The 26,879-nt window shown below is 37.7% G+C and carries 28 protein-coding genes; 9 read left to right on the top strand and 19 right to left on the bottom strand.

Annotation, left to right across the window (positions count from 1 at the left end):
• Nucleotides 1-17 precede the first annotated feature (17 nt).
• Nucleotides 18-1,961: an ABC transporter ATP-binding protein gene (locus KKW16_RS00590; RefSeq protein ID WP_215767740.1), complete on the top strand. Its 1,944-nt coding sequence runs from the start codon at nucleotides 18-20 to the stop codon at nucleotides 1,959-1,961.
• Nucleotides 1,962-1,989: 28 nt separating this feature from the next.
• Here the strand turns inward: KKW16_RS00590 and can are convergent, their stop codons facing one another.
• Together can and asnS are read right to left on the bottom strand one after the other, a co-directional pair.
• Nucleotides 1,990-2,679, bottom strand: a complete 690-nt coding sequence (can, locus tag KKW16_RS00585) for a carbonate dehydratase (protein WP_215767738.1) — start codon at nucleotides 2,677-2,679, stop codon at nucleotides 1,990-1,992.
• A 75-nt stretch (nucleotides 2,680-2,754) separates the two neighbouring features.
• Complete coding sequence (asnS, locus tag KKW16_RS00580) at nucleotides 2,755-4,158, bottom strand: asparagine--tRNA ligase (RefSeq protein ID WP_140449917.1); 1,404 nt, start codon at nucleotides 4,156-4,158, stop codon at nucleotides 2,755-2,757.
• A gap of 118 nt (nucleotides 4,159-4,276) precedes the next feature.
• On the opposite strand from asnS, the gene sohB reads away from it, so the two are divergent.
• Both sohB and KKW16_RS00570 read left to right on the top strand, forming a co-directional pair.
• Complete coding sequence (sohB, locus tag KKW16_RS00575; RefSeq protein ID WP_215767736.1) at nucleotides 4,277-5,338, top strand: protease SohB; 1,062 nt, start codon at nucleotides 4,277-4,279, stop codon at nucleotides 5,336-5,338.
• A gap of 191 nt (nucleotides 5,339-5,529) precedes the next feature.
• A complete protein-coding gene (locus KKW16_RS00570) occupies nucleotides 5,530-6,384 on the top strand; it encodes an OmpA family protein (RefSeq protein WP_048952675.1) in 855 nt (284 codons plus the stop codon).
• Between the two features lie 61 nt (nucleotides 6,385-6,445).
• On the opposite strand, the gene ytfE is transcribed toward KKW16_RS00570, so the two are convergent.
• Entirely contained in the window at nucleotides 6,446-7,117 is a 672-nt protein-coding gene (ytfE, locus tag KKW16_RS00565; protein ID WP_204713949.1) for an iron-sulfur cluster repair protein YtfE, read from the bottom strand.
• 239 nt (nucleotides 7,118-7,356) lie between these two features.
• Between ytfE and KKW16_RS00560 the strand changes: the two genes are divergently transcribed.
• The 4 genes from KKW16_RS00560 to cspD all read left to right on the top strand — a co-directional run bounded on the left by KKW16_RS00560 (nucleotide 7,357) and on the right by cspD (nucleotide 8,903).
• Entirely contained in the window at nucleotides 7,357-7,671 is a 315-nt protein-coding gene (locus KKW16_RS00560; protein WP_048952673.1) for a YqcC family protein, read from the top strand.
• Entirely contained in the window at nucleotides 7,671-8,390 is a 720-nt protein-coding gene (gene truC, locus KKW16_RS00555; protein ID WP_215767901.1) for a tRNA pseudouridine(65) synthase TruC, read from the top strand. Before KKW16_RS00560 ends, truC begins: the two co-directional genes overlap by 1 nt.
• On the top strand, nucleotides 8,383-8,535 hold the full coding sequence (locus tag KKW16_RS00550) for a YoaH family protein (RefSeq protein ID WP_048952672.1): 153 nt from the start codon (nucleotides 8,383-8,385) through the stop codon (nucleotides 8,533-8,535). Before truC ends, KKW16_RS00550 begins: the two co-directional genes overlap by 8 nt.
• A 149-nt stretch (nucleotides 8,536-8,684) precedes the next feature.
• The gene (gene cspD / locus KKW16_RS00545) at nucleotides 8,685-8,903 is read left to right on the top strand and encodes a cold shock domain-containing protein CspD (protein WP_215767734.1); all 219 of its coding nucleotides are present in this window, start codon (nucleotides 8,685-8,687) and stop codon (nucleotides 8,901-8,903) included.
• Nucleotides 8,904-8,968: 65 nt separating this feature from the next.
• On the opposite strand, the gene matP is transcribed toward cspD, so the two are convergent.
• Entirely contained in the window at nucleotides 8,969-9,415 is a 447-nt protein-coding gene (gene matP / locus KKW16_RS00540; RefSeq protein WP_048952670.1) for a macrodomain Ter protein MatP, read from the bottom strand.
• Between the two features lie 121 nt (nucleotides 9,416-9,536).
• Between matP and KKW16_RS00535 the strand changes: the two genes are divergently transcribed.
• Nucleotides 9,537-11,303, top strand: a complete 1,767-nt coding sequence (locus tag KKW16_RS00535; protein WP_161798463.1) for an AAA family ATPase — start codon at nucleotides 9,537-9,539, stop codon at nucleotides 11,301-11,303.
• 165 nt (nucleotides 11,304-11,468) lie between these two features.
• Nucleotides 11,469-12,002 (top strand): bifunctional 3-hydroxydecanoyl-ACP dehydratase/trans-2-decenoyl-ACP isomerase, encoded by a 534-nt coding sequence (fabA, locus tag KKW16_RS00530; protein ID WP_048952668.1) that lies wholly within the window; start codon nucleotides 11,469-11,471, stop codon nucleotides 12,000-12,002.
• A gap of 84 nt (nucleotides 12,003-12,086) precedes the next feature.
• Here fabA and hybG read toward each other — a convergent pair whose 3' ends face one another.
• The 15 genes from hybG to uspE form a co-directional block, all read right to left on the bottom strand.
• Entirely contained in the window at nucleotides 12,087-12,362 is a 276-nt protein-coding gene (hybG, locus tag KKW16_RS00525; RefSeq protein ID WP_005626486.1) for a hydrogenase maturation factor HybG, read from the bottom strand.
• Nucleotides 12,363-12,391: 29 nt separating this feature from the next.
• Complete coding sequence (gene hybE / locus KKW16_RS00520; protein WP_048953234.1) at nucleotides 12,392-12,901, bottom strand: hydrogenase-2 assembly chaperone; 510 nt, start codon at nucleotides 12,899-12,901, stop codon at nucleotides 12,392-12,394.
• A gap of 91 nt (nucleotides 12,902-12,992) precedes the next feature.
• Entirely contained in the window at nucleotides 12,993-13,466 is a 474-nt protein-coding gene (locus KKW16_RS00515; RefSeq protein ID WP_005638555.1) for a HyaD/HybD family hydrogenase maturation endopeptidase, read from the bottom strand.
• Nucleotides 13,466-15,175: a hydrogenase 2 large subunit gene (gene hybC / locus KKW16_RS00510; protein WP_048953233.1), complete on the bottom strand. Its 1,710-nt coding sequence runs from the start codon at nucleotides 15,173-15,175 to the stop codon at nucleotides 13,466-13,468. Before hybC ends, KKW16_RS00515 begins: the two co-directional genes overlap by 1 nt.
• On the bottom strand, nucleotides 15,175-16,401 hold the full coding sequence (hybB, locus tag KKW16_RS00505) for a Ni/Fe-hydrogenase cytochrome b subunit (protein ID WP_005629305.1): 1,227 nt from the start codon (nucleotides 16,399-16,401) through the stop codon (nucleotides 15,175-15,177). The genes hybC and hybB overlap by 1 nt, the downstream gene beginning before the upstream one ends.
• A complete protein-coding gene (gene hybA / locus KKW16_RS00500) occupies nucleotides 16,394-17,434 on the bottom strand; it encodes a hydrogenase 2 operon protein HybA (RefSeq protein WP_005636015.1) in 1,041 nt (346 codons plus the stop codon). The genes hybB and hybA overlap by 8 nt, the downstream gene beginning before the upstream one ends.
• 2 nt (nucleotides 17,435-17,436) lie before the next feature.
• On the bottom strand, nucleotides 17,437-18,582 hold the full coding sequence (gene hybO, locus KKW16_RS00495) for a hydrogenase 2 small subunit (protein ID WP_048953232.1): 1,146 nt from the start codon (nucleotides 18,580-18,582) through the stop codon (nucleotides 17,437-17,439).
• A gap of 209 nt (nucleotides 18,583-18,791) precedes the next feature.
• Nucleotides 18,792-20,225, bottom strand: a complete 1,434-nt coding sequence (gene trpCF, locus KKW16_RS00490; RefSeq protein ID WP_048953239.1) for a bifunctional indole-3-glycerol-phosphate synthase TrpC/phosphoribosylanthranilate isomerase TrpF — start codon at nucleotides 20,223-20,225, stop codon at nucleotides 18,792-18,794.
• 40 nt (nucleotides 20,226-20,265) lie between these two features.
• Nucleotides 20,266-21,267: an anthranilate phosphoribosyltransferase gene (gene trpD, locus KKW16_RS00485; protein ID WP_048953231.1), complete on the bottom strand. Its 1,002-nt coding sequence runs from the start codon at nucleotides 21,265-21,267 to the stop codon at nucleotides 20,266-20,268.
• Between the two features lie 52 nt (nucleotides 21,268-21,319).
• Nucleotides 21,320-21,706 (bottom strand): tautomerase family protein, encoded by a 387-nt coding sequence (locus KKW16_RS00480; RefSeq protein ID WP_005636019.1) that lies wholly within the window; start codon nucleotides 21,704-21,706, stop codon nucleotides 21,320-21,322.
• 48 nt (nucleotides 21,707-21,754) lie between these two features.
• Complete coding sequence (locus KKW16_RS00475) at nucleotides 21,755-22,336, bottom strand: aminodeoxychorismate/anthranilate synthase component II (RefSeq protein WP_048953230.1); 582 nt, start codon at nucleotides 22,334-22,336, stop codon at nucleotides 21,755-21,757.
• A 12-nt stretch (nucleotides 22,337-22,348) separates the two neighbouring features.
• Nucleotides 22,349-23,899, bottom strand: a complete 1,551-nt coding sequence (gene trpE, locus KKW16_RS00470) for an anthranilate synthase component I (RefSeq protein ID WP_048953229.1) — start codon at nucleotides 23,897-23,899, stop codon at nucleotides 22,349-22,351.
• Between the two features lie 104 nt (nucleotides 23,900-24,003).
• Nucleotides 24,004-24,768 carry a glycosyltransferase gene (locus tag KKW16_RS00465; RefSeq protein WP_048953238.1) on the bottom strand — a complete coding sequence of 255 codons (765 nt, stop codon included), beginning with the start codon at nucleotides 24,766-24,768 and terminating at the stop codon, nucleotides 24,004-24,006.
• A gap of 188 nt (nucleotides 24,769-24,956) precedes the next feature.
• On the bottom strand, nucleotides 24,957-25,793 hold the full coding sequence (locus KKW16_RS00460; RefSeq protein WP_048953228.1) for a DUF4198 domain-containing protein: 837 nt from the start codon (nucleotides 25,791-25,793) through the stop codon (nucleotides 24,957-24,959).
• 155 nt (nucleotides 25,794-25,948) lie between these two features.
• Nucleotides 25,949-26,878: a universal stress protein UspE gene (gene uspE, locus KKW16_RS00455; protein ID WP_048953227.1), complete on the bottom strand. Its 930-nt coding sequence runs from the start codon at nucleotides 26,876-26,878 to the stop codon at nucleotides 25,949-25,951.
• Between the last annotated feature and the right edge of the window lies 1 nt (nucleotide 26,879).

Here is a 26,879-nt window from a genome sequence, read left to right as displayed (position 1 = left end):
ATTTTTATGGGGCAGTTGTGGCATTAATTAGTTTAACCAATGGATATCTTTCCTTTAGTGATGCACCTTTGTTAGATCACGCAGAACTACATATCGAACCGAATGAACGTGTTTGTTTAGTTGGGCGTAACGGCGCAGGTAAATCAACTTTATTGAAAATCATCGCAGGCGATGTGCTCATGGATGATGGCAAAATCCAATACGAAAAAGATCTTGTTGTTTCTCGTTTAGAGCAAGATCCACCGCGCAATGCGCAAGGTAATATTTTTGATTATGTCGCGGAAGGTGTAGGGCATTTAACGGATTTATTGAAAGAATACCATCATATTTCTGTTCAATTGGAAGAAAATTACAGTGATCAAATTTTAAGTCAATTAGAGCAAGTTCAGGCTAAATTAGAACACGCTGATGGCTGGAGATTTGAAAATAAAATCAATGAAGTGTTGTTAAAACTGGGCTTAAATCCAAACACAAAATTATCCGCACTTTCGGGCGGTTGGTTACGCAAAGCGGCACTAGCACGCACATTGGTGTGCGATCCTGACGTATTATTACTTGATGAACCTACCAACCACTTGGATGTGGAAGCCATTGAATGGTTAGAAAATTTCTTACTGGATTTCCAAGGTAGCATTGTATTTATTTCCCATGACCGTTCTTTTATTCGCAAAATGGCAACACGGATTGTGGATTTAGATCGCGGTCAATTAGTGTCTTATCCGGGCAATTACGATTTATATTTAACCACAAAAGAAGAAAATCTACGCGTTGAAGCCTTGCAGAATGAATTATTTGATAAACGTCTTGCACAGGAAGAAGTGTGGATTCGCCAAGGTATCAAGGCTCGCCGTACAAGAAATGAAGGACGAGTGCGAGCATTAAAAGCGATGCGTGAGGAACGCCGCCAACGCCGTGACGTAATGGGAACAGCTAAATTACAATTAGATACCTCAAGCCGTTCAGGCAAAATTGTCTTTGAAATGGAAGACGTGAGCTATGAAATCGCAGGAAAAACCTTGTTAAAAGATTTTTCAACAACGATTTTACGTGGAGATAAAATTGCGCTTGTTGGGCCAAATGGCTGTGGGAAAACCACGTTCATTAAATTATTGCTGGGGGAAATTCAGCCAACATCAGGCAAAATTCGTTGTGGTACCAAATTAGACATTGCTTATTTTGACCAATATCGTGCTGATTTAGATCCTGAAAAAACCGTAATGGATAATGTGGCGGATGGTAAACAAGATATTGAAGTTAATGGTGTAAAACGCCATGTACTGGGGTATTTACAAGATTTCTTGTTCCCGCCAAAACGTGCAATGACTCCAGTTAAAGCCTTATCGGGGGGAGAACGAAATCGTTTATTGCTTGCAAAATTGTTGCTCAAACCAAACAATTTATTGATTCTTGACGAACCAACCAATGACCTCGATGTAGAAACATTGGAGCTTTTAGAAGAAATTTTGACTGATTATCAAGGCACATTATTAATTGTGAGTCATGACCGTCAATTTATCGATAATACTGCGACAGAATGCTATTTATTCGAAGGTGAAGGGCATTTGAATAAGTATGTGGGTGGATTCTTTGATGCTAAACAGCAACAAGCCAATTTCAGGGCAAGCAAAGCAGTGGAAGAACAGGCTAAAGCGAAGAAAACTGAAGCGCTAAAAGAAGAAAGTGCGGTGAAAAATGACCGCACTTCTAAGCCGAAATCAGTGAAACTCTCTTATAAAGAACAACGTGAGCTAGAACAGCTTCCACAACTATTAGAAGAATTAGAAAATAAAATCACTGAACTTCAAGCTGAAATAGCCGAACCAGCATTTTTCCAACAGGCTCATGATATTACCGACGCTAAATTAAAAGCATTGGCGGATACTGAAGCCGAATTAGAAACAGCATTTTTACGCTGGGAAGAATTGGAAGAAAAGAAAAATTTGGCTGAAGGTAAAGCTTAAAAAAATAACGCCCGAAAGGGCGTTTTCTTTAGACATTTTCAAGATGATCTTTTTTCAAAATACTTTCTTCATCAAGCGTTGATAAGCGTGAGATAGCGTTACGGTAAGAAATTTCAAGTGTTTCTCTACTGGTTGCCATTACGCCTTGATCCACTAAAAATCCATCATTTACATCATATACCCAGCCGTGCAATGAGAGTTTTTGTCCGCGTTCCCAAGCACTTTTTACAATTGAAGTGCGCCCAAGATTGTAAACCTGTTCCGCTACGTTAATTTTAGTCAACATATCCGCTCGTTTTTCTGGGGAAAGTTTACCGAGAAGATGACCGTGTTTAAACCAAATATCACGAATATGAAGAAGCCAGTTGTTGATAAGCCCTAAATCTTTATCAGCCATAGCAGCATGAATACCACCGCAGTTGGTGTGGCCACAGATAATAATATGTTCAATTTTAAGTACATCGACGGCATATTGCACAACAGAAAGGCAATTAAAATCTGTGTGAATTACTTGGTTAGCAACATTACGATGAACAAATAATTCACCTGGTTCAAGATTCGTCAATTTCTCAGCGGGTACACGGCTATCTGAGCAACCAATCCAAAGGTAATGTGGCGTTTGATGATCCGCCAGCTCTTGGAAGTAAGTCGAATTTTCTTCTTTCATTCTTTGTGCCCAACTGTAATTGTTGGCGAAGAGTTGTTTAATTTTATCCATTTTGCTTTCCTTAAAATTCTGAAAAAATTGACCGCACTTTGGCGTAAGTGCGGTCAATATTAAATCTAAATTGAATTAGAAATTCGCATTTCTTGGCGCGCGTGGGAATGGAATTACATCACGAATATTCTGCACGCCAGTTACATAGACGATTAAACGTTCAAAACCAAGACCAAAACCAGAGTGTGGAACGCTACCGTATTTACGAAGATCTCGATACCACCAATAATCATCTGGATTTAATCCCATTTCTTCCATGCGTTTATCAAGCACGTCTAAACGTTCTTCACGTTGTGAACCACCGATGATTTCACCAATTCCTGGTGCTAACACGTCCATTGCCGCTACAGTTTTTCCATCATCATTTAAACGCATATAGAATGCTTTAATGTCTTTTGGATAGTTTTTTACTACAACTGGTGATTTAAAATATTCTTCCGCCAAGAAACGTTCGTGTTCAGAAGAAAGATCGATACCCCAAGAAACAGGGAATTCAAATTTCTTACCAGATTTTAATAACACATCAATGGCGTCAGTATAGTCAATTTGCGCAAAATCTGAGTTTACAAAGTTTTCTAGACGCGTAATAACATCTTTATCTACGTGTTTTTCAAAGAATTGTAAGTCATCTTTACGCTCAGACAATACTGCACGGAATACGTATTTCAACATATCTTCTGCAAGTTTTGCGTTATCCGCTAACGTTGCAAATGCTACTTCTGGTTCAACCATCCAGAACTCAGCTAAGTGACGGGTGGTATTTGAGTTTTCTGCGCGGAATGTTGGACCGAAGGTATAAATTTTGCTTAATGCACAAGCATAGGTTTCGCCGTTTAACTGACCTGAAACCGTTAAAAATGATTCTTTACCGAAGAAATCTTGGCTGAAATCAACTTTTCCATTTTCACCACGCGGAAGATTTTCTAAATCAAGTGTAGAAACACGGAACATTTCACCCGCACCTTCAGTATCTGATGCAGTAATTAATGGGGTTGCCACCCAGTAGAAGCCTTGCTCATGGAAGAAACGGTGAATTGCTTGAGATAAACAATGGCGAACACGTGCGACCGCACCAATAATATTGGTACGAGGGCGTAAGTGAGCTACTTCGCGTAAATATTCAATAGAGTGGCGTTTTGCTGCCATTGGGTAAGTATCTGGATCTTCAACAAACCCTGTCACTTCTACTTTTTCTGCTTGTAACTCAACAGCTTGTCCTTCTGCAGGCGATTCAACAACTTTACCCGTTACAATCACAGAACAGCCTGTTGTTAAACGTAAAATTTCGCTTTCGTAATTTTCAATATCGTTATTAATAATCGCTTGAATTGGATCAAAGCAAGAACCGTCATAAACCGCTAAGAAAGATAAGCCAGCTTTAGAATCGCGACGGGTACGTACCCAACCTCGTACAGTGACGGTTTCACCAATCGCCACTTTCCCTTGTAATACATCAACAATTGATGCTACGTTAGACATATAAACCTCTATAACTAAATGTAATTTTACGTAAAAATGTAGATATTCTACCTGAGTATGGAATTTTTTCCATAAAAAAGTATAGAATGGGGTGGATTATTCATCGTGAGGAGAAACAATGTTAAACGATATTTTAACGGGCTATGGAATTTTTGTTTTAGAAATTTTGACGGTTTTATTAGTGATTTTAGTCATTGTGAGCTTAATTATTTCACATCGTCAGAACAATAAAGTGAAAGTAGGCGAGCTGGAAATTAAGGATTTATTGGAAGAATTTGATAGTCAAGTTCGAGTGTTGCGCGATTTTAATTTTTCTGAAGAAGATCTAAAACAACAAGCTAAAGCAGAGAAAAAAGCTGAAAAGCAAAAAGCCAAAAAACGTAAAGAGAAATTAAAAAAAGGTGAAACTGTAGATGAGGAAAAGAAAGGTTGTGTATATATCTTAGATTTTCATGGTGATATTTCAGCGTCAGAAACAACCGCACTTAGAGAAGAAATTTCAGCAATCTTAAGTGTAGCAAAACCAGAAGATGAAGTATTACTACGTTTAGAAAGCCCAGGCGGTATTGTGCATGATTATGGGTTTGCTGCATCTCAATTAGCTCGTTTAAAACAAAAAGGAATTAAGTTAACGGTTGCGGTGGATAAAGTAGCAGCAAGTGGAGGTTATATGATGGCTTGTATTGCTGATAAAATTGTATCAGCTCCGTTTGCTATCATTGGGTCGATAGGTGTGGTTGCACAAATTCCTAATATTCATCGTTTATTGAAAAAATATGATGTGGATGTAGATGTAATGACCGCTGGGGAGTTTAAGCGAACTGTAACAATGTTAGGTGAAAATACCGAAAAAGGTAAACAAAAATTCCAACAAGAATTAGAAGAAACACATCAATTATTTAAACAATTTGTTTTACAAAACCGTCCTAACTTAGATATAGATAAAATAGCAACAGGAGAGCATTGGTTTGGGACGCAAGCGCTAGAATTGAAATTGGTTGATGAAATCACTACAAGTGATGATTTGATTTTAGATAAGATGAAAGAAAAAAGAGTTCTAGCAGTGAAATATCGATTGAAAAAATCGTTAATAAAAAAATTAGGTCGCCAAGCAGAAGAAAGTTTAGCGAATATTATTTATAGTTATATGATGAAGAAGGTAAATAATTTTATTCAATAAACTTTAATTTCTTTACATTATCTTTACAAAAAAAACGGTTGATTTAGGCAAAATCAAGTAATTTGTTATTTACAAGGTAAAGTTTTGCCATTAGTATATGCGCCGAAACTTTGAAAGTTTTGTTCTTTGAAATTTATAAAGTTTAGTTATCCCTTTAATTTAGGGATTTTACAAATTAAAAGGTAAAACAAATGAAATTATCTCGTATTTTATTATCTACTGTTGCAATCGCAACTGTGACAGCTTGTGGTAACTTAAGCAAAGTAACAGATGCAGGTACACCTGAATATAAAGATGTAAATGGTGAGCAAGTACCACAATTGGTATGGCCAAAAATTGATACATCAGGTTTTAATCATGATGGTAGTCAATTTGGTACATGGCCAAATTGGTCTAATGTTCGTTTGATCGAACGTGGTCAAAATAAAGATCAAATTCGTCAATTAATCGGTGATCCTCATTTTGCTGAAGGTTTATATGGCGTAGAAGAATGGGATTATGTATTTAATTATCGTGAAAATGGGGTTCACAAAGTTTGTCAGTATAAAGTGTTATTTGATAAAAACCATAATGCACAATCTTTCTTTTGGTTCCCTAATGGCTGTAACGGTAATTCTGCATTCAGTTTAAGCGGTGATTTCTTATTCGATTTTGATAAAGATACTTTAACTGCGCGTGGTAAAGAAGTCGTTGATAACGTTGCAAATCAATTAAAGGCAACTGGTGCAAAAGATGTTAAAGTTGCAGGTTATACTGACCGTTTAGGTTCAGATTCTTATAACTTAAATCTTTCTCAACGTCGTGCGAATCGTGTTAAAGCACGTTTATTAGAAGATGGTGTTGTTGCTCAGATCAACGCAGTTGGATATGGTAAAAATCCACAGGTTAAGGCTTGTGATGATGTAACAGATAAACAAGCGTTAAGAGAGTGTTTAAGACCTAACCGTCGTGTAGAAGTGACTGCTTCTGGTTCTGTATTAAAATTACAGGAAGGTAGTCAATCTAATGGCGGTACTCAAGGACCAGCTCCTTTATACCAAAAATAATTTAGGTATTACGTCATTAAAAAATAGGGCTAGATATTTTATCTAGCCCTTTTTACATAAATTATTTTTCTTTTAATACTCTAGGGAATAAAATATTATTCTCTAAATGAATATGATGCATAAGGTCATCAATAAACTCATTAATCCCACTGTATAGAGCTTTCCAACTAAAACAAGCATCAGAAGGTGCTGTACAATGATTAGTGAGAGATTTAACGACTTCTACATCTTGCCCTGCTTCATCATGCTCCATTTCCATTACACGGATTGGCATAGCTGCCATCATATAATTTTTGGCCTTAATCATTGGGAAAAGAATTTGTTCTTCTTTCATTAAATGTTGGCTTAATTCGATGTAAATTTTTTCTAGTTGTGCGGCTACACCAATTGGGCAATCTTCACGATCACCATGTACATTTTCAACTTTTTGAGCCAAGGTAATTAATTCAGGTAGCTGCTCTCGATGGCGATTATGGTAGCGTGTAATAATATGATCGATAATTTCGTCATAATGTGCAACATTCCAATCTTTATCATTATTTTCTGATTTACTTTGTTGTAAATGGGCTAAGCGCGTTTCAATCTCAGCGAGATTAAGATTTTTTTGCTGTGCGGCAACTTCTAGTAAGATAGAACCACCGCAACAAAAATCTAAATCATATTCACGAAAAATTTTGGTTGCTCCCGGGATAGAAACTGCTAATTCGCTAAGTTTTTGTTGGGCAAAAGACATAAATCACTCCTTCTTAAATGAAATAGAATAAAACCGATTAAAATAGTAGGATATTTTCTTTGTGATGGAAAGTGTTTATATTCATTTCTTGATAAAATGATGACTTAAATCAAGAAAAATACTTCAATAGTGAGATTAAGTAGTAAGGAAGATGATGATTAACGATTAAAATTATAGTACTTTTGCGAAATAGTATGATTTTTTGTAGAATAAGCATTATATTTTTTAGAGGAATTATTATGCGTAATCAAACAAAAAAGTATATCCAGCAATTACAAAATGTTATGCATTCTTTGTCATTATGGCAAAGTATTCCTCCAGCTGCTGATGCTTTTCTCAGTGAAGAACCGTTTTCTATTGATACGATGTCTGCTCAAGAATGGTTACAATGGGTATTTATTCCACGTATGCTAGCATTACTGGAAAGTGGTGCGCCGTTGCCAAATCAGATTGCAATTTCCCCTTATATTGAAGAAGCAATGAAAGAGTTTGATGAATTAGAACAATTATTGTCTCCTTTAATAGCCTTAGAAGAATTATTGAAAAATCAATGATATTAGAGATTCTATATCAAGATGATGTACTGATTGCAGTGAATAAACCTGCAGGAATGATGGTACATCGTAGCTGGCTTGATCCTCACGAAACACAATTTGTCATGCAAACTTTACGAGATCAAATTGGTCAGCATGTGTTTCCTGTTCATCGTCTCGATCGTCCCACATCTGGTGTCTTATTATTTGCATTAAATAGCGAAATTGCCAATATATTATGTCAGCAATTTGAACAGCGATGTGTGGAGAAATCTTATTTAGCCGTCGTAAGAGGATATTTAGAGGGAAGGGACATTATTGACTATCCATTAAAAATTCAATTAGATAAAATTGCAGATAAATTATCCCAAGAAGATAAACCTCCTCAAGATGCCATAACTAAATATGAAGGGATAAGAACTACAGAAATGCCTTATCCGGTTGGGCGTTACCAAACCACACGTTATTCTTTAGTGAAATTGATTCCTTATACGGGGCGAAAACATCAATTGCGGCGACATATGAAACATATTTTTCATCCAATTTTAGGGGATACTCAATATGGCGATTTACATCAGAATCGAGCATTAACTACTCATACAGGTTGTCAACGATTATTTTTGCATGCTTATGAATTAATATTTATTCACCCTATAACACAAATAGAGATAAAGCTCACTGCAGGTTTAGATGAACAATGGTTAAAATTAATGAATAAATTAGGATGGGAGAATGTTTGATATTATTTTAACGCATGAACAACAACAAAAAGCAGTAGAACAAATTCAAGCGTTGATGGCGAAAGGTGTAAGTAGTGGTGAGGCTATCCAAATTGTAGCAAAGGCGATACGAGAAGCACATAATCATAATAAAAAGGCATCATAAAACTAATTTTTTGTGATCTAGTTATCATTTTTGAAGATTTCTCATTGCATTATTTCATAAAATGACTGAACATATTAACCATGCGAGGTGATAAGGCAATCGCCTTATTGGTATTTTGTTTTAATAGGCAAAGCCTAGAGAGGTCTTTTATGGAAATTGGTATAGTGAAATGGTTTAATAATGCAAAGGGATTTGGTTTCATTTCCGCTGAGGGGGTAGATGCCGATATTTTTGCTCATTATTCTGTTATTGAAATGGAAGGGTATCGCTCTTTAAAAGCAGGGCAAAAAGTACAATTTGAAGTGATTCATGGAGACAAAGGCTCTCATGCCACAAAAATTATCCCTATAGTGGATAACCAGGAGTAACGATGTTGCTCTGATTTTCTCTATTTAGTCCTAAGTAAAAAGACAAGAATTGCAGCTTGTCTTTTTTATTTGAGTAAATTCTTCAAGCTGTTTTTCATTGCAGCCATTTGATTTTCAAATTGTGCTTTACTTTCTCGCTCATCAATCATATAGGTAATAGTTTCTGATAATGTCATTTTCATTTTGCGAGAATATCTTGAAAGACGTTGCCATACAGCATATTCTAAATCGATAGACTTCTTTTTTGTATGTTGTTTTTCACCATTAAAAAAGCGTTTACGGCGCGCCCGAATAGCCTGATCTAATTTAATTGGAAGTGCTGGAGAAAGATGGTTTTTTATCCACGCTTCTATTTTTTCGGGATAATGTTGACAGGCTAATAATTCTTGTGATTTTGCCTCTTGTAGACTGCGTTCTTCATAACATGTAATATTTTCTCCTTCACGGTATTTTCGAATGAGATAAATCCATTTCCAATTAGCTTCTTGATTTTCAAGTTTTTGATATTTCATGTTTTAACTATTCAGTGACGTGGTAACTCGACTAGTGTAAGTCTTTTTAAATGAATTTTCTAGCAGATTTTTACAAGCGTATGAAATATGCGATAATAGCCCTAATTTTTTCAAAAAGAGAGTGACTGTGAGTTCATTTTTTCCTCAACAAGCCTTGGATTGGCAAGCGTTGCAACCAGATCTAGCTATAACAGAATTTCCACCAGAGAGGGTTGATTTTTGGTCATTACAACCTAATGCTAAACAGGCTCTATCTGTATTTTTACGTCATCCTAATCGTTTTTTGCTAATGCTTAAAGCTGATGATCAAGCTGAATATGCTTCGTTATTGGAATCCTTTACTAAGTTGCATCATCATCGTGAACAATTGGTTTTTGGTGTAAATTATGTTGTTGAGCAAGGAGACGCTTTTTCTTTTCCACGTGTTTATACAGAGATGGCCCATTCCCTAGACGATAATTTTGCTACGCCAGGTGAGGTGGTGAACGCACTTTATTGTGATCAATTTCAATTGTTTGGTTCTCTTCGTGTTCATCCTAGTTCTCATGATATTCAATTAAATCCTGGATTAGTTCATCGTGCAAATGGAGGAGTATTAATTTTAAGTGCAGCAATGCTATTATCTCAGTTTGACTTATGGTTACGACTAAAGCAAATTTTACAAACACAAACTTTTGATTGGTATTCAGCTCATCCTTTTAAACACTTGCCCTGCGATGTGCCTAGTTATAAGCTTAATTTGAAAGTTATTGTGCTTGGAAATCGTACAGAATTGGCAACTTTAGGTGAGTTAGAAGAATCATTATATTCTTTTGCTGATTATGCTGAAATTGAGAGTTATATTTCAGTGGCAGAAGTTGAATCTCAAAAGATGTGGGCTGGTTATGTGAAGAAAATAGCACAAACACTTAATGTTGAAATGAATTTTTCTGCACTCAATAAATTATATAAATTATTAGTACGCGAAAGTGAAGATCGATTTCTCATCAATATTTCACCTCTTAAACTTAAAGAAATACTACAAGATGTAGTGACATTAACGGGTAATTCAATATTAAGTGCGGATGATTTTGAAGCTGTTTTTCAAAGAAAATCTATACAATATGGCTTTTTGAAAGAGCAAACTTATGCTGATATTTTAAATGAACAAGTCTATGTGGAGACCCAAGGGGAAATTGTTGGACAGATAAATGGGCTTTCAGTGATTGAATATCCAGGCACACCGGTGAGTTTTGGTGAACCCTCACGTATTAGTTGTATTGTCCAGTTTGGTGAAGGGGAAGTTATTGATGTTGAAAGAAAAAATGAGCTTGCAGGAAATATTCATAGTAAAGGTATGATGATTGCTCAAGCTTGTCTTTCTAATATTCTTGATCTCCCTTCTCAATTGCCTTTTTCTGCATCATTGGTGTTTGAACAGTCTTACGGTGAAATTGATGGTGACAGTGCATCGCTTGCAATTTTCTGTGTATTGGTGAGTGCTTTATCTGATTTACCACTACCTCAAAACATTGCGATTACAGGTTCTATCGATCAATTTGGTTTGGTTCATTCAGTAGGCGGTGTAAATGATAAAATTGAAGGTTTTTTCACAATTTGTCAGCGTCGTGGATTAACAGGCAAGCAAGGTGTGATTATTCCTATGACAACTATACAGCAACTGAGTCTATCTGATGAAGTTAAAAGTGCGGTAAAAAATAATGAATTTTTTATTTATCCAGTTGAAGATATTTATCAAGCCTGTGAGTACTTGTTTGAACGTGATTTATTAGATGAAAATAAAGAATATTCAGAAAAAACAATGCCTATTTCTCGTTTAATTCAACGTAGGATTGAAAATCAGCTCAATTCTGAAAAAAAAGGATTTTGGGATTTTTTTAAATCTTAATTAAGAAAAGCGAACATTTGTTCGCTTTTCTTTTAGTTATAATTAAACGGCACTGATCCGACTAGTTCTGCTAACAAGTGTTCGCTATTTACAGATTTATTTATTCTTTCTAGAATATATTTAATCAGTATAGTGCTGAAATTATCATGTATATAGGAAGGTAAAATGCAAAACACTTGTACACCTAATAAAAAAAGCAGTTATTCATACGATGATTTGCTTGCATCAGGTCGTGGTGAGTTATTTGGTAACGATGGGCCTCAATTGCCTGCACCAACGATGTTGATGATGGACAGAATTATCGAAATGAATGAAGAAAAAGGCGCATTTGGTAAAGGCTATATTGAAGCAGAGCTTGATATTACCCCTAATTTACCTTTTTTTGGCTGTCATTTTATTGGTGATCCAGTTATGCCTGGGTGTTTAGGGTTAGATGCAATGTGGCAACTTGTAGGCTTCTACTTAGGCTGGATTGGTGGCAAAGGAAAAGGTAGGGCATTAGGAGTTGGTGAAGTAAAATTTACTGGACAGATTTTGCCAACGGCTAAAAAAGTGATCTATCGAATTAATATGAAACGTGTTATTAATCGTAAGCTTGTGATGGGTATGGCTGATGGTGAAGTTGAAGTTGATGGACGTATCATTTATACCGCTACAGATTTAAAAGTAGGTTTATTTCAAGATACTTCAGCATTTTAGTTTTATAGAGCGGACAGGTATATCCTGTCCTGCTCTTATAGGATTGAGCGATGAGATAAATTACATCGGATCAGTATGTTATCTTTATTTTTGATTTAATCCTAAAAAATCCCCAACTTCGTGTTCTAGTTGACTCATGGCGAGTAGGGCTTCTTGGGTTTTCTTGGCTTCATCTTCATCAATAACACTCATTGCAAAGCCTACATGAACGAGCACCCATTTGCCAAGTAAATCGGCAGGATCTCCTGTGCAGACTAGTGAAATATTCACATCACGTTGTACGCCACATACATCCACTGTGGCAAGTTGAAGAGCGCTTTCGCCAATCTTAACAATTTGGCCTGGAACACCTAAACACATAATACTTTCACTCCTATTGAAATTTGTACCTATTTTACTATCGCGCGGAATAAGTTACGTCGATCTGGATCAAAAGTTGTTGCTTTTGTTGGCATTGATAAAATCATTCTGAGGCAATCTTGTGCGAGTTGAGCTGCTTGAGTATTTGTCATGGCAGGATCAATCGGAGAATGAAGGGAGCAACTAAGATATTGTGGAATATTTTCTAAACTACTCACTGTGAAGGTGAAGGTTTTATAGGGTAGTTGTACTGAAAGTTTATCACCAATTTCACGCGGTTCCCATTCTTGATCTTTGCCTGGTAAAATGACAATGCTCAACATCCAAGGTGTCACAACTGTACCTATCCATTGGTTTTCAAAAAGTACAAATTTAGGACAATAGCAGTCGATACCTTTTCGATAGAAAGGAAGATCTTTCATTTCTTCTGCAACTTTTCGCATTTCGTTTTGGAAGATTGAAGATGGCTCTTCGGAGAAGCCTTGAATAACACCTTCAAGTGAGGTGGTATTTTCTGGTGTTTTTTCGTGTCGATACATAATTATTAAAATTTATAGCGAGGTGAATTTCAACAATTCACGCATACCATAAGAGCAAATTATGGCGTGCGTGAAATGTATTATTTCTCATCTACATTTGAACGTGAAATCCATACTCTTTCAAAACGTTTTCTAATGTTTTAAAAATTTCTGGAAATTGTTTTTGAATTGTTTCACTTAATGCAATCTGCGGCTCAAAAGTTTCTGGTTGAACCCCAATTAAACATAGGTTTTTAGGGAATTCATCCGTTAATTTTAACGCAGAAAGCACATCACAAATGCCAAGTTGGTGTGGTGAAATTTTACGCGAGAAAAATACTGGCACTTGCTCATCATGAAGCACAATGATTTCTCCTGGCTGTTTATTGGCGAGTACAGCATCAATGATGATGATATGCTCACGATTTGCCATTTCATCGAGTAATTCCATGCCGCAAGTGCCACCGTCAACCACATCAAAGTGCGGTAAAATTTCAGGGCGATTTTCTAGGGCTTGGGCGATTCGTACGCCCACCCCTTCATCGCCGAGTAAAATATTACCAACACCTAAGATTAATGGTTTCATTAGAGCACCTTCACTTGTGTGACTTCACCATTTTCTGTGTTCACAACATGCACTGCGCATGACATACAAGGGTCAAAAGAGTGAATTGTGCGCACAACTTCTAATGGTTTTGTCGGATCTGCTACGGGTGTGCCGATGATGGAAAGCTCATAAGGCCCCATTTCATCATTTTGGTTACGAGGACCTGCATTCCAAGTTGATGGTACAACGGCTTGATAATTTTCGATTTTGCCATTTTTAACGACAACCCAGTGAGAGAGCATGCCACGAGGCACTTCACCAAACCCAACACCTTTAAACTCACCAGTTTGTGGAATGTCTGTTTTGAGATAAGCAACGGTATCACCTGTGCCAATATTATCAACAAGTAGTTTCCATTGTTGTTCAAGAATATCATTTAGCACGCAACAATGTACGGTACGAGCAATAATACGCCCTAAGGTTGAATGTAAATGGTCAACGGATAAGGTATTGCCGCTCAGTTTTTCATACAGCCCTTTAATATGGTTAAAGTGATGTAATGTATCTTTATTTTGGTTTGCCAAGTTACACATTAAATAGGCAAGAGGGCCGACTTCAACAACTTTTCCGTAGAAACTTGGCGCTTTAACCCATGAATATTTGCCTTCATCTTGCCAGCCTGTATATTTCGGACGTGTTAAGCCAGCCCAAGGTTCAAGCGGTTCATCGTCTTCATACCAAGCGTGTTTACCACTTTCTTTAATGCCTTTTACAACAAATTCATCTTTCTGTTGGGTAATTAGACGGAAGGTCGAAATATCGAAGTTTTCAATATAGCCACCCGTTAGAACAAATTTAGAATTATCACCATCAATTGGATATTCAGGCACTGAAAGGTAGTTACCCGATGTTTTACCAAGATTGAGCCATTCAGGGTAATAGGCCGCAATGATCGCCGCATCAACACGATAAACTTGGGTAACAAAGTCATTTAAACGATCAATACAGGATTTTACAAACATTAAACGTTCTAAGTTTAATACTGATTGAGAGTCTAAGTTGATTGGGTTTGCCACGCCACCAATTGCTAAGTTTTGAATGTGCGGTGTTTTTCCGCCGAGTAATGCCACAATACGGTTACAATCACGTTGACATTCAAGGGCTTGTAGATAGTGAGCCACAGCGATTAGGTTTACTTCTGGAGGTAATTTCATTGCAGAGTGACCGAAATAACCGTTGGCAAAAATACCAAGCTGACCGCTTTCAACTAAAGATTTAATTTTATTTTGTACATTGCGGAATTCATTTGCACTGTTTAGCCCCCATGTTGAAACACCTTTAAGCATTTCAGCGGCTTTATCGGGATCAGCGTTAAGTGCCGCAGTGATATCCACCCAGTCCATCGCAGAAAGTTGATAAAAATGAACGATATGGTCGTGCATGCTATGAGCAGAAAGAATCATATTGCGGATATATTGTGCATTCACTGGTACTTTGGCACCGAGAGCATCTTCCACTGCACGCACACTCATAATGGCGTGAACGGTTGTACAAACGCCACAAATACGTTGCATAATCATCCAAGCGTCACGCGGATCTGAACCTTTCACGATATTTTCCATACCACGCCACATTGTGCCTGATGACCAAGCGTTTGTTACTACGCCATTTTCAATTTCGCAATCGATACGCAAATGGCCTTCAATGCGTGTGATAGGGTCGATTGAGATACGTTTTTTTTCAGTCATTATTCTGCTCCGCTCATTTTTTTACTGAATTGTGCTTTTTCGGCAATAATTTGTTCCGAGTCTTCATGATGTTTTTCTTTCAACACTGGTAAGACAGGGAATAGACGAATTATTAAAATATAGGCGCAAATTTCGATGGAAACGAAACCAATAGAAATTAGCAATTCTTCTGCTGATGGGAAGTAACGATAGCCATTACCTGGATCGTACATAATCATTGAGTAATTTAAACGCCATAGGGCTGCGCCGAGTAACATGCTCAAGGCTGAGATAAATAGCCAACGTGAATCAGATTTTTTCTCACCAAGGAATAAAGTGAGTAATGGTAATGTCATTAACCATACTTCCATCCAAAACATCCAAGCTTCAAATTTACCAAGTTTATCGAATCCGAATACATAATGGAGTTTGTCATGGTAAATCAACTCACCAAAGCGTACTGCAAGGAAAAGTGCGATTAATCCAGCGGTCACTTTTGCAAGCTGGGTAAAGAGTGAACGTTCATCTGGTGTTTTTCCTGCTAAACCTGCGCGCACTAAAGAACCTTCAAAAATTACGATAGAAAAGCCCATAATAAATGCGGTAAGCAAGGATAAGATTGGTAATGCTTCATAGCTTTGCCACACTTGATGAACTTTATGACCAGCGGCGATCATTAATGATCCCATAGATGATTGGTGCATCATCGGTAATAGTGCGCCAAGTGCGATGACAAAGAACATAATTTTGTTGAGCTTATTGAACCATTTTTTCAATCCTAAGAACCCGAGCCAAACTGGCGCAAATTCAAGGGTAACAACAATGATGTAAATCGTCATACAAAATGCGGTTTCAAATAACACCGAGTTTGTATTGAATTGACCTGGAATGTAGAAGTAAGGCAAGTGCCAGTAACGCCCCATATCAATGGTGATGGAAAGACCACCTAGTGAATAGCCGAATAAGCTTGCAAGCAATGCGGGACGCACAAGAGGGTGATATTTCCCTTTATTGAAAATATATACTGTCCAAGCTAATGCCCAACCACCACAGGCAAAACCTGTACCTACAAGTAAGTCAAAGGAAATCCATAAGCCCCAAGGATAACCCCCGTTAAGTGCGGTGACGGAACCGATACCTAAGAACAAACGCTTAATAATTAATAAGATACAAATTACAGCCAAAGGTGCAAAAAAGAGAATACTGGCGGAAACTAATCGTCCGCCTACCGGACGTGGATTACCCATGATGTTCATCCTCCGCTTCTTCCATTTCTTTACGTGCTTGGCGCATTGCTTCTTTTTGCGCTTCAATTCGTTCACGAATCTTATCGCCGTGCATATTCTTATAAGTCATCATTGTTAAACCAGCTAACGCCACCAGTGGCAATGCCAAACCGCGATACAGGAAGTGTTGTAAATGCGCTGCGCGTGCACCTGTAGCAATATCATCTAACTCAGGAAAACCTAAATTTTCTTGTGGAACCGCACTTAACACTAATACTTGTGTACCGCCACCTTCTTTTTCACCGTAAATACGATATTGATAGGCTGGCACAGTTGCGCGATAAGTGTCTTTACTGTTTACATGTTGGCGAGGATAGTCATATTCTGTGCCACGTAATAAACTTAAACGACGTTTTGCTTCTGCTAAAAGTTCTTCACGGGTACCAAAAATAATTGCCCCAGTTGGACAAACATGACAACAACCTGGTAATTCACCTTTATCTAAGCGTTCCACACCTTTTTGGTTGCAAAGTTCACATTTGCTGATTTGACCAAATGGATTGTCATAATCATATTTTGGCACGTCAAACGGACAGCCCACCATACAATAACGGCAACCAGTACAAATATCAGGATCGTATTTAACAATACCTGTTTTAGGATCTTTGGTTAAAGCCTGTACAGGGCAAACAGAAACGCAGTTTGGATCAACACAATGCATGCATTGTTTTTTAACATAAGCATAACCGTTTTCTGTTTTATCTTTATTTTTGCCGTCGCCATCACTCCATACTTGAATCACATTGCGTGTGAACGGAGTGAGTTTGTCATTGTTTGCCCAAGTTTGCTCACCTTTTGGATTGACAGGTGTTTTGTTTACTTGCTGACATTCTGCTACACAAGCCTGACAGCCAACGCAAAGTGTGGAGTCATAAAGCATCCCAAGTGCGCCAGGAATTGGAGGAAGATTTTCCACCGCTTCTGCTTTTGCAACGGGCAGACCTGATGTGACTGTTCCCAGCAGACCTGCTTTAAGGAAATTTCGTCTATCCATCTTTAGTGTCCTTGATCTTGATTGGCTTGATTGTCTGCAGCTTTGTTCGCTTTATGTTGTTTGCTCAATTCTTTCAAGGTCATCACGCTGACACCTGCTAAAATGGCTGCAGCACCGCCTAATAAGCCAATCGCCGTCATTGAGGCACCTTCGCCTTCAACATTGTTTACATCTGGTTTTTCCACGCGTGGCGTTGGATTTTCGACGTTCGCTAATTGGAAAATGCCTTTGGTAAAGCCGATACCTTGATCGTTACAGCCATAGCAAGGATGTCCGATACCTACTGGCCAGTTATTACCACCAACATCACAGAATTCTAGTGTAGAGCAGTTGCCGTAAGTTTCTGGTCCTTTACAACCTAAATGATATAAACACCAGCCATGGCGATGACCATAATCGCCAAATTCTTTTGCGAAACGGCCTGCATCAAAGTGCGGTCGGCGATAACAGTTTTCATGGATTAGACGGTCATAAGCAAACAATGGGCGATTTAATTTATCCATTGCTGGTAATTTTTTATAAGTGATGATATAGGCAACGGTTGCCAAGAAATTATGTGGGTTAGGAGGGCAACCAGGAATATTAATAATTGGTGTGCCTTTTGGTAAAACTTCAGAAAGACTGACCGCACCTGTTGGGTTGCCACCGCAAGATGGAACACCGCCCCAAGATGAGCAGGATCCAATTGCAATAATGGCTGCGGCACCTTTTGCGGCTTCACGAATATGTTCCACAATTGGTTTGCCTGCCACCATGCAGTACACACCGCCGTCTTTAATTGGAATGGAACCATCGACCACAAGCACATATTTGCCATAATAATTATGGATAGCATTATGTTTATTTTCTTCCGCTTGTTCACCAAATGCGGCAGAAAGCACCTCATGATATTCGAGGGAAATTAAATCTAGTACGAGATTTTCAACAGTTGGGTGGGTTGCACGCAGTAAAGATTCTGTACAGCCAGTACATTCTTGTGCGCCAATCCAAAGCACTGGTGGGCGTGCTGGACTGGTCATTGCTGCCGTCATTTCCGCGCCCGCTTTAGAATTTAGCCCCATCGTAGCCGCAAGTGCGGTACATAATTTCATAAAATCTCGGCGAGAAACATCTGCCAGTGCAGAAAAAACGCCATCCGTATTATTCATAGTATCACTCCAAAGACACACATTTATTGTGGGAATTGGCCAATGATAAATGTTTTCTTTAAAAAAAATTTGATCATAATCATGAAATGAAGAATTTATAGAAAAAATATGTCTAAATTGTGAACGGAATGTTATTGTATTTGAGAGTAGTTCTTATTTGATTGAAAAAGAATAAAAATAAAGGCTGTAGAATACAGCCTTAGATTGGATTAAGCACAAATTTTTTCAAAAACTAACCGCACTTTTTCTTGATCTTTTACGCCCGCAGCACTTTCTACGCCAGAATTAAGATCTAAGCCTAAGCAATTTTGTTGAATGGCTTGTTCCGCATTATTTGGTGAGATGCCGCCAGCTAAAATAATCTTGTGTTTAAGATTTTCAGGAATTAATGACCAATCAAAAGTTTTCCCTGTGCCACCTTGTTGGTTCGCTGTTTGGCTATCAAAAATATAACGATCTACATTTAAATCATCAGTAAAATTGACCGCACTTTGGGCTTCAGTATTGACCGAAATCGCTTTCCAGATCTGCGTGTTTTTTGATAGTTGCTGACGAAGTGCTGTAATAAATGATTCATTTTCTGCACCGTGTAATTGCACCGCATAAAGTTGCAACTGGCTGGCTATTTTTGCGATAAAGTCAAGTTCTTGATTCTGAAACACACCAACAAATCGAAGTGGAGCAGTGGTTACCAATTCTTGCGCCTGGCGTAAACTCACACAACGTTTTGAATGTTCTACGAAGATTAATCCGCCGTAAAGTGCGCCGTTTTCGTAAACGATTTTGACATCTTGCGCGCGCGTTAAACCGCATACTTTATTTTCTCCAAAAATCACCGAGCGAACCGCATTATTCAAATCTTGGTTGCCCATTAAGCTGCTCCCAATTAAGAAACCATGCGCCACTTTTTGTAATTGACGAATTTGCTTGTGATTGTAAATGCCTGATTCGCTAATAATACGTACATCAGCAGGGATTCGGTCGGCGTATTTTTCAGTGAGTTCAACAACACGATTTAAATCCACTGTCAAATCATGTAAGTTACGGTTATTAACACCAATAATTTTCGCACCAAGCGCAAGGGCGCGTTCAAATTCTTCTTCATTACTAGTTTCTGTCAATACGCCCATACCAAGAGAATGCGCAAGATCTGCCAGTACATGATAAGTCTCATCGTTTACCACAGAAAGCATTAATAAAATTGCATCCGCTTGATAGTAGCGAGCAAGGTAAACTTGATATTCGCTAATCATAAAATCTTTGCAAAGCACAGGTTGACTCACGATACCGCGAACTAAAGGCAAGAACTCAAAATTACCTTGGAAGTATTTTTCATCTGTCAGCACAGATACAGCAGAGGCATAATGTTTATAGACATTGGCGATATCTTCCAAATTAAATTCAGCACGAATTAATCCCTTGGAAGGAGAGGCTTTTTTACATTCCAAAATATAGGCTGGCTTTTGATGTGTGCCTTTTGATAATGCAGCGTAAAAAGAGCGGTCAGATTTTTGAACGTTTTGTTTAAACTGAGAAAGCGGAAATTCAGTTTCCTTTGCTTTAACCCATTGTGCTTTATCAAGTACAATTTTTTGTAACACCGTAGCGGAATCAATGGGTTTGGTAAAATCTTGAGTGATCATCATTTTTCTTCTTATTATGGCGTATTAAATTAGCTTTTTATTAATATGTGGTTAATTTCTGTAATGTTTCAAAGGCTTTACCTGATGCAAGATGCGCCAATACATTTTGCACATTTTGTTTTAAGTCATCGTGTCCGAATAATTTCAATAATAATGCCGTGTTTGCTGCTACAGCATTTGCGTGTTCAGCTTTTCCTTTGCCTTGTAAAAGTGCGGTGAGCATTTGGGCATTTTCTTGTGGTTCACCACCGCGAAGAGTTTCGAGGGATTGCGCTTTTAAGCCAAAATCTTCAGGCGTTAAAGTGAAATATTCAATTTTGCCATTTTTAATTTCTGCCACTTGTGTTTCACCGTGTAATGCGACTTCATCTAAGCCTGAACCATGTACAACAAAGGAATGTTGATGCCCTAAGGCGACTGCGGTTTCAGCATAGGTTTTCACTAATTCAGGTGCATATACGCCAAGTAAATGATAAGTCGGGCGAGCAGGATTGATAAGCGGCCCTAAAATATTAAAGATAGTGCGTGTTTTTAAAGCTGCACGGACTGGCGCAACGTGGCGGAAACCAGAATGATATTGTTGAGCAAATAAAAAGCAGACACCAATTTCATCTAATGCTTGTCGAGCTTGCTCTGGTGTGACATTCACATTCACGCCAAGTGCGGTTAACACATCGCTAGCACCTGATTTGCTTGATACGCTGCGGTTACCGTGTTTTGCTACTTTTGCTCCCATTGATGCTGCAACAATGGCACTAGCAGTAGAAATATTAATGGTGTTTTGCCCATCACCACCCGTTCCTACAATATCCGCAAAAGGATAATCTGGACGTGGAAATACTTTGGCATTTTGTAATGAGGCAGCAACCGCACCCGTAATTTCTTCAGTATTTGCTCCCCGCACTTTTAACGCAATCAGCATTGCAGCAATTTGTTCATTGGAAAGCTCACCTTGGATGACTGCATTAAAAAGTGCGGTGCTTTCTGAAGCCGAAAGTGAATGTCCGCTATAAAGTTGTTCTAATAATTGGTTGTGTTGCATAGTCTATTCCTGTTTTTCTTTGTATATGGATTTGCTAATTTTCTATATTTTATTAAACATAAATATCGTAATCTAAATCGCGCGCTTCATCGCCTGTCATTCCGCGGAAGCCCCAGCAATGCGCAGGTTGTTCCTTAATCGTAATCTCCACATCGTGAGCACGGATGCCGAGCTTGTACTCTAATTCGCTAAATAGCATTTTTATCAAGCGTTTTTTCGTGCCTTCCATACGACCAGCCATCAGGTTAATTTCGATGACCGTGTAATCATCGCTACGGTCGAAAGGGTAGTAAAAATCTTCTTTTTCTAAACACAAAAAGCGAATCGCGTGTTTGCCTTTTGGAATATCTAAGCCAAGGTAGAGGCTGTTATAAATGACTTCTGCCAGTTGTTCACGACGTGGTGCGAGTTTGGATTTAAGTCCGAATACGGTGATCATTTTTTCTCCTTTAAAGTGCGGTTAAAAATCACCGCACTTTTTGATGTCTTATCTATTTAACAACCATTCAATTGATTGTTGTAATAATTGCGAACCTTGCACAGTTAAAATGCTTTCAGGGTGAAATTGGAATGCGCAAATGGGTAAATCGCGATGACGAATTGCCATGATAATGCCATTATATTCCGCATTGACGATAAATTCTTTTGGTGAATCTTGTCCCATTAAAGAATGATAACGCGCTACAGGCATTGGATTAGTAAGATCTTTAAACATGGCTTCGTTATCATGGGTGATACGAGAAACTTTACCATGCAATACTTCGCCAGCGTGAACAACCTTCCCGCCAAAGGCTTGAATCAATGCTTGATGGCCTAAACAAATTCCAATAATTGGAACATGATTTTTTAAGCGTTCGATCAATGGCAGCAAAATCCCCGCTTCTGATGGTGTTCCTGGCCCTGGAGAAAGTGCAAGAATGGTATCTGGTGTATTAAGTGCCGTTTCTACTAGTTTTTCTAAATCGCAATCATTGCGGTAAATTGTCACGTTGTGACCCAATACACGGAATTGATCCACAAGATTGTAAGTAAAGGAATCGAAGTTATCTAAAAATAAAATATTAGCCATAATAATTCTTCCTTATTTTGCTTGTGTATTAACTTGACGAATAGCTTTTAAGACAGCCGCTGCTTTGTGGCGTGTTTCATCGGCTTCCATTTGTGGATCAGAGTCCAATACTTCTCCGCAACCTGCCTGTACATGAGCTATCCCATTTTGTACGAAAGCAGAACGGATCACGATACAGGTATCAAAATGTCCATCAGAAGTGAGATAACCCACTGCACCACCGTAACTATGGCGTTTTTGTTGTTCAAATTGATAAATAAGCTGCATTGCTTTGATTTTTGGCGCACCAGTTAATGTGCCCATATTCATACAGGCTTGATAGGCGTGGAGCGCATCTAACTCAGGGCGTAATTTACCCACTACGCGAGAGACCAAATGCATAATGTGAGAATAGCGATCCACTTGCATTAATTCTGCCACTTTACGGGTGCCGCTTTGGCAAACTCGAGCAATATCGTTACGCGCTAAATCAACCAACATTAAATGTTCCGCTTGTTCTTTGTGATCAAGACGAAGTTCCAGTTCTAAACGTGCATCTAATTCAGGATCGATATTGCCGTGAGCATCAAAACCACGAGGGCGTGAACCTGCGATTGGGTAAATTTCTAACTGACGATTTTCTGGCTCATATTTCAGCGCACTTTCTGGCGATGCACCAAACAAAATAAAGTCTTCATCGTTCATATAGAACATATAAGGGCTTGAATTATTTTGTTTGAGTTGGGCGTAACTGGCTAATGTATTCGGGCAAGCAAGGGAGAAACGTCGAGAGGGTACAATTTGGAATACATCACCAATGTTAATATGGTGTTTTAAGGCTTTCACAATGCCAGTAAATTCTGGATCGTCAAAGTTTGTTTTAACTTCATCACTTGCAGCTTTGATAGAAAGAACATTATCAATATTTTTTAGTTTTTGTGCGATAGAAAGTGAGGTTTTGGCAATATTGACTTGTTCTTCTTGAGCAAAACAGAAACTTTTTAGTGTTGCTTGTTGATTTTGATGGTCGATAGTAATGAGGTGATCGGCAAGATAGAAACTGTAATCAGGGCAGTTGATACCATCATGTTGCAATGTAATGCCATCCATTGGAATGAAATTTGCGACGAGATCGTAAGCAAACAATCCACCTAAGAAAATAGGCGTTTGGCTATGTTGATAAAGAGTAGAAACAACACGCAGTCCATCAAAAATAGTAGCAGACTGTAATTTGCTATCTTCATCGAGTTGATTATCAAGTGGAGAAAATTGTACAGAAAATTCATCATCAAAATTGACCGCACTTATTTTTCCAAGTGCGGTTAATTTTGGATGAATTTCTTTTAAAACTTGTTTTCCATTTTCATTTAATGCTTTAAATGTGACGTTGTGACCTAAGCAAGTTATCTTAACTGCAGCATTGACTAAGATAAGGCTTTGTAAGCTGTTTTTATTCCCGATTTCGGCAGAGTCGAGTAGAAGAGAATTTGAATTAGGTTGGCAAAGTGTATTAAAAATAGCAGTGGTGTCAGCATAATAAGGAACGGGTTGAGCTGTCACCGCAATAAAGGCTTGAGTTTGCATATTGATATCCTTTTGGAAACTTTTGTACTATTAAACTAGTACATGAGAAATAAGTCAAGCCTGAATTAAGATTTTTTATGTTTTTTGATGAAAAATGTTTACTTTTATTCCTTTGCCCAAGGACGGCCGTCGTAATATTCAATATTTTGCTGATTAATTAGCTTTAATATGCCGGCAGAAATATGATCATTTAATTCATCTGATAGTGTTAATTGAGGGAAGAAACTACGAGCAACGATTAATTTATTAAAATCAATGGTATATTTGACAGTATATTTTCCAGAGGTTTGTCCCATTAAACCTAAATCTTTTAGGGCTGATAAAAATCCTCGGTCACCGATAGATGGGGTATACCAGCCATACGCTGCTTTCTGAGCTATTTCACGAGGCACGGCATAACAATTGGTATCGATATGAGCATTGATGCCATTAAAGTTAAAATGTATTTGTTTTTGAATATCTTCTATTTTAACATCTACGAAAATATCGCTTTTTGTATTCCAATTTCCTAGAGATTCAAAATCATCATGGCAAATAAATTGATGATTTAAGTCGTAAAAAGCTCGTAAGGAATAAGCAAAATCAGCACCTTGTTCAATCACGTTTACTAAGCTTTCCACGTGATCATCTCGTAGCTGATTGTCATCATCTAAATAACAAATAATGTCTTCTTCAACAAGAAAAGCTGCAGCAGCATTAATGGCTCCGTTAAGGATTCTGTTTTTTCCTGTATTCATTGGTAAGTAAATAGGAATTACATCAGGGAATTGTTCTAATATAGATTTAGCCTTATCCCAGAAAATATTGCTATCGATAAATACATAATGCTTACATGGATAAGTTTGATTTTGCACGCTTTTAATAGCCAAAGCTAATTCTGGACGACCAATTGTTGAAGTGACTACCGCAACGGTTTTACTATTTTGTTTGTTCATCGATATACATCTCTTTTTATTTTGCTATATTGAATAAAAATGGATATTTTTCGTAAGAAAAATATCCATTTTATTGCTAGCGTTTTTGCATTCTATCACCACTATTTTATGGTGTATAGACATTAATGATGGTGATGCTCTGGTCGTGGCGGCAGTTTATCTAAACCTTTTCCAATTGGAAGAATCAATGTTGAGTAGTTTGCCGATTGTTGGCAAATTTGTTGTTCTGGAAATGAAGTTTTATGAATAACTTTGATTTTCCAAATTCCCTCAATAAGAGGAATAATATTTACACGACCTTGTTCATCGGTTTTCCCTGAGAATCCTTGTGGTTCACGATGTCCATCAACGGCCTCAAAATCTTTCATTGCGATGGTATCGGATGTCGCAATGACAGTTTCTCCCGCTAAAGGCTGATCATTATAGAAGATTTGAACAGGGAACGGTTCGCCTGCTTTTACTTTACTTGGATCCTCTAATGGTACAATTTCAAGTGGTAAACCAATACGTGTTTTTGCCATTTCAGCATTTAATTTTTGTTTACCTACAGTAATAAGTTTTTTAGCAAACATTTGGGTTTCTTCGCAATAGGTCGCATTAGGTAAACCTTTTAAATTTTCCATTTTCCAACCTTCTGCATTTTGTGACCAGAATGTTGGTTTGTATGTTGCTGTTACCCAGTAAGAGCCATTAGTTAAAGGTTTACTTGATTGATATTGGTAATTTTCTCCTTTTTGAACCAGTATTTGTTTTTCGCCATCTTGACTGATAACTTCCATTGGCGCAAAAATTTTTAAACGAGCTTCAGGAATTTTTTCTACATAAGGATAGTGACCATATCCCATATTAGCCTTTAATATACTATCTGATGGAATTTGAGCAGGAACATCAACCCAAAGATCATGTGCTTGGGCGATACTTGCAAATGCAAGTAAGCTTACAATAAGTGTTTTTTTCATTTTTTGTCCTTAAATTAAAACGAGAGAGAAATAATTTTATGGATTCTAAATGAAAACAAATCTTATTTAAATAGATTGTGTAGAAAAAGTGTGGATTTGTGATCTAAATCACAAAAGTGCGGTAATATTTTCCGCACTTTTATGTGTGAGATGAATTATTCATCCTTTTTAGATGGTTTGATACCTAAGAGATTACAGCTTAATTTACTTATAACATGTTCTGCAGTATTACCAAGTAAAGCGGCAGATAGTCCTGTACGACCAACAGTGCCAAGGATAACTAGTTCTGCTTCAATTTCTTTAGCTACAGTAGGGATAACCTCCTCAGGGAAACCTTCACGTACATGAGTATGATCTTCTGCTATACCAAATTGTTGTCGTAAGGCTTTCATATTAATAAGATGTTGGCCTCGAATACCATTTTCATAACCTGATGTGTTAAATTCAGGTAAGTCAATGGCCATGTTGATTGGTGTTGAAGGGTAGGCGGCAACTAAATGCACATTGCCACGATTTAAGTTTTCAGCTAATGATATACCAGTTTCAACAAGTTCTAGATTAAATTCATTTTGGTATTCTTGTTCGCCTGAAACATTTACCGCTACTAAAATACGGCGTTGATGTTTCCAGTCGCCATCGCGTACCATTAATACAGGAATCGGGCATTTACGTAGTAATTGCCAATCAACTGGCGTGAAAATTAGAGAAGTAAAACTTTCTTGATCTTTGGTATATTTCACTACAAGATCATAATCATTATTTTCAACTTCTTCTTTTATCGCCTCTGCCTCATTACTGTGCCAAACAATGTGAGATTGTAATTCAATTTCTGGATCAGCATATTTATCTAAGTAATATTGTACAGCATGATGATGCTTTTCAATCACCTGACGATGCATTTCAGAACGTTCTTCTGAAGAAAGTAAGGCAGACATTTCATAAGATAAATCATATACAGATAAAAGGGCGGTAATTTTTACTTTTGTTTCATTTTTTTGTTCTTTCGCTAAACGAACAGCACGAGCAAGAGCATATTGTTTTTCGTTTTCAGGATTAAGAACAACTAGGATATTTTTAAATTTCATC

The organism is Haemophilus sp. SZY H8, from assembly GCF_018829755.1.
In the GTDB taxonomy this organism is placed as follows: domain Bacteria; phylum Pseudomonadota; class Gammaproteobacteria; order Enterobacterales; family Pasteurellaceae; genus Haemophilus; species Haemophilus haemolyticus_K.
The sequence above is the reverse complement of the archived record's forward strand: the minus strand, read 5'-3'. Positions and strand labels throughout refer to the sequence as shown.

Bases quoted from the DNA above. Each gene is read 5' to 3' on its own strand.
- matP (WP_048952670.1), bottom strand. From the start codon at position 9,415: ATGAAATATCAAAAACTTGAAAATCAAGAAGCTAATTGGAAATGGATT.
- hybB (WP_005629305.1), bottom strand. From the start codon at position 16,401: ATGGGTAATCCACGTCCGGTAGGCGGACGATTAGTTTCCGCCAGTATT.
- uspE (WP_048953227.1), bottom strand. From the start codon at position 26,878: ATGAAATTTAAAAATATCCTAGTTGTTCTTAATCCTGAAAACGAAAAA.
- sohB (WP_215767736.1), top strand. From the start codon at position 4,277: ATGTTAAACGATATTTTAACGGGCTATGGAATTTTTGTTTTAGAAATT.
- trpCF (WP_048953239.1), bottom strand. From the start codon at position 20,225: ATGATCACTCAAGATTTTACCAAACCCATTGATTCCGCTACGGTGTTA.
- cspD (WP_215767734.1), top strand. From the start codon at position 8,685: ATGGAAATTGGTATAGTGAAATGGTTTAATAATGCAAAGGGATTTGGT.
- asnS (WP_140449917.1), bottom strand. From the start codon at position 4,158: ATGTCTAACGTAGCATCAATTGTTGATGTATTACAAGGGAAAGTGGCG.
- hybE (WP_048953234.1), bottom strand. From the start codon at position 12,901: ATGTATCGACACGAAAAAACACCAGAAAATACCACCTCACTTGAAGGT.
- KKW16_RS00460 (WP_048953228.1), bottom strand. From the start codon at position 25,793: ATGAAAAAAACACTTATTGTAAGCTTACTTGCATTTGCAAGTATCGCC.
- KKW16_RS00480 (WP_005636019.1), bottom strand. From the start codon at position 21,706: ATGATCACCGTATTCGGACTTAAATCCAAACTCGCACCACGTCGTGAA.
- KKW16_RS00515 (WP_005638555.1), bottom strand. From the start codon at position 13,466: ATGAAACCATTAATCTTAGGTGTTGGTAATATTTTACTCGGCGATGAA.
- hybO (WP_048953232.1), bottom strand. From the start codon at position 18,582: ATGAATAATACGGATGGCGTTTTTTCTGCACTGGCAGATGTTTCTCGC.
- ytfE (WP_204713949.1), bottom strand. From the start codon at position 7,117: ATGTCTTTTGCCCAACAAAAACTTAGCGAATTAGCAGTTTCTATCCCG.
- trpE (WP_048953229.1), bottom strand. From the start codon at position 23,899: ATGCAAACTCAAGCCTTTATTGCGGTGACAGCTCAACCCGTTCCTTAT.
- trpD (WP_048953231.1), bottom strand. From the start codon at position 21,267: ATGCAACACAACCAATTATTAGAACAACTTTATAGCGGACATTCACTT.
- KKW16_RS00475 (WP_048953230.1), bottom strand. From the start codon at position 22,336: ATGGCTAATATTTTATTTTTAGATAACTTCGATTCCTTTACTTACAAT.
- hybC (WP_048953233.1), bottom strand. From the start codon at position 15,175: ATGACTGAAAAAAAACGTATCTCAATCGACCCTATCACACGCATTGAA.
- can (WP_215767738.1), bottom strand. From the start codon at position 2,679: ATGGATAAAATTAAACAACTCTTCGCCAACAATTACAGTTGGGCACAA.
- hybA (WP_005636015.1), bottom strand. From the start codon at position 17,434: ATGGATAGACGAAATTTCCTTAAAGCAGGTCTGCTGGGAACAGTCACA.
- fabA (WP_048952668.1), top strand. From the start codon at position 11,469: ATGCAAAACACTTGTACACCTAATAAAAAAAGCAGTTATTCATACGAT.
- KKW16_RS00570 (WP_048952675.1), top strand. From the start codon at position 5,530: ATGAAATTATCTCGTATTTTATTATCTACTGTTGCAATCGCAACTGTG.
- KKW16_RS00550 (WP_048952672.1), top strand. From the start codon at position 8,383: ATGTTTGATATTATTTTAACGCATGAACAACAACAAAAAGCAGTAGAA.
- hybG (WP_005626486.1), bottom strand. From the start codon at position 12,362: ATGTGTTTAGGTGTTCCAGGCCAAATTGTTAAGATTGGCGAAAGCGCT.
- KKW16_RS00560 (WP_048952673.1), top strand. From the start codon at position 7,357: ATGCGTAATCAAACAAAAAAGTATATCCAGCAATTACAAAATGTTATG.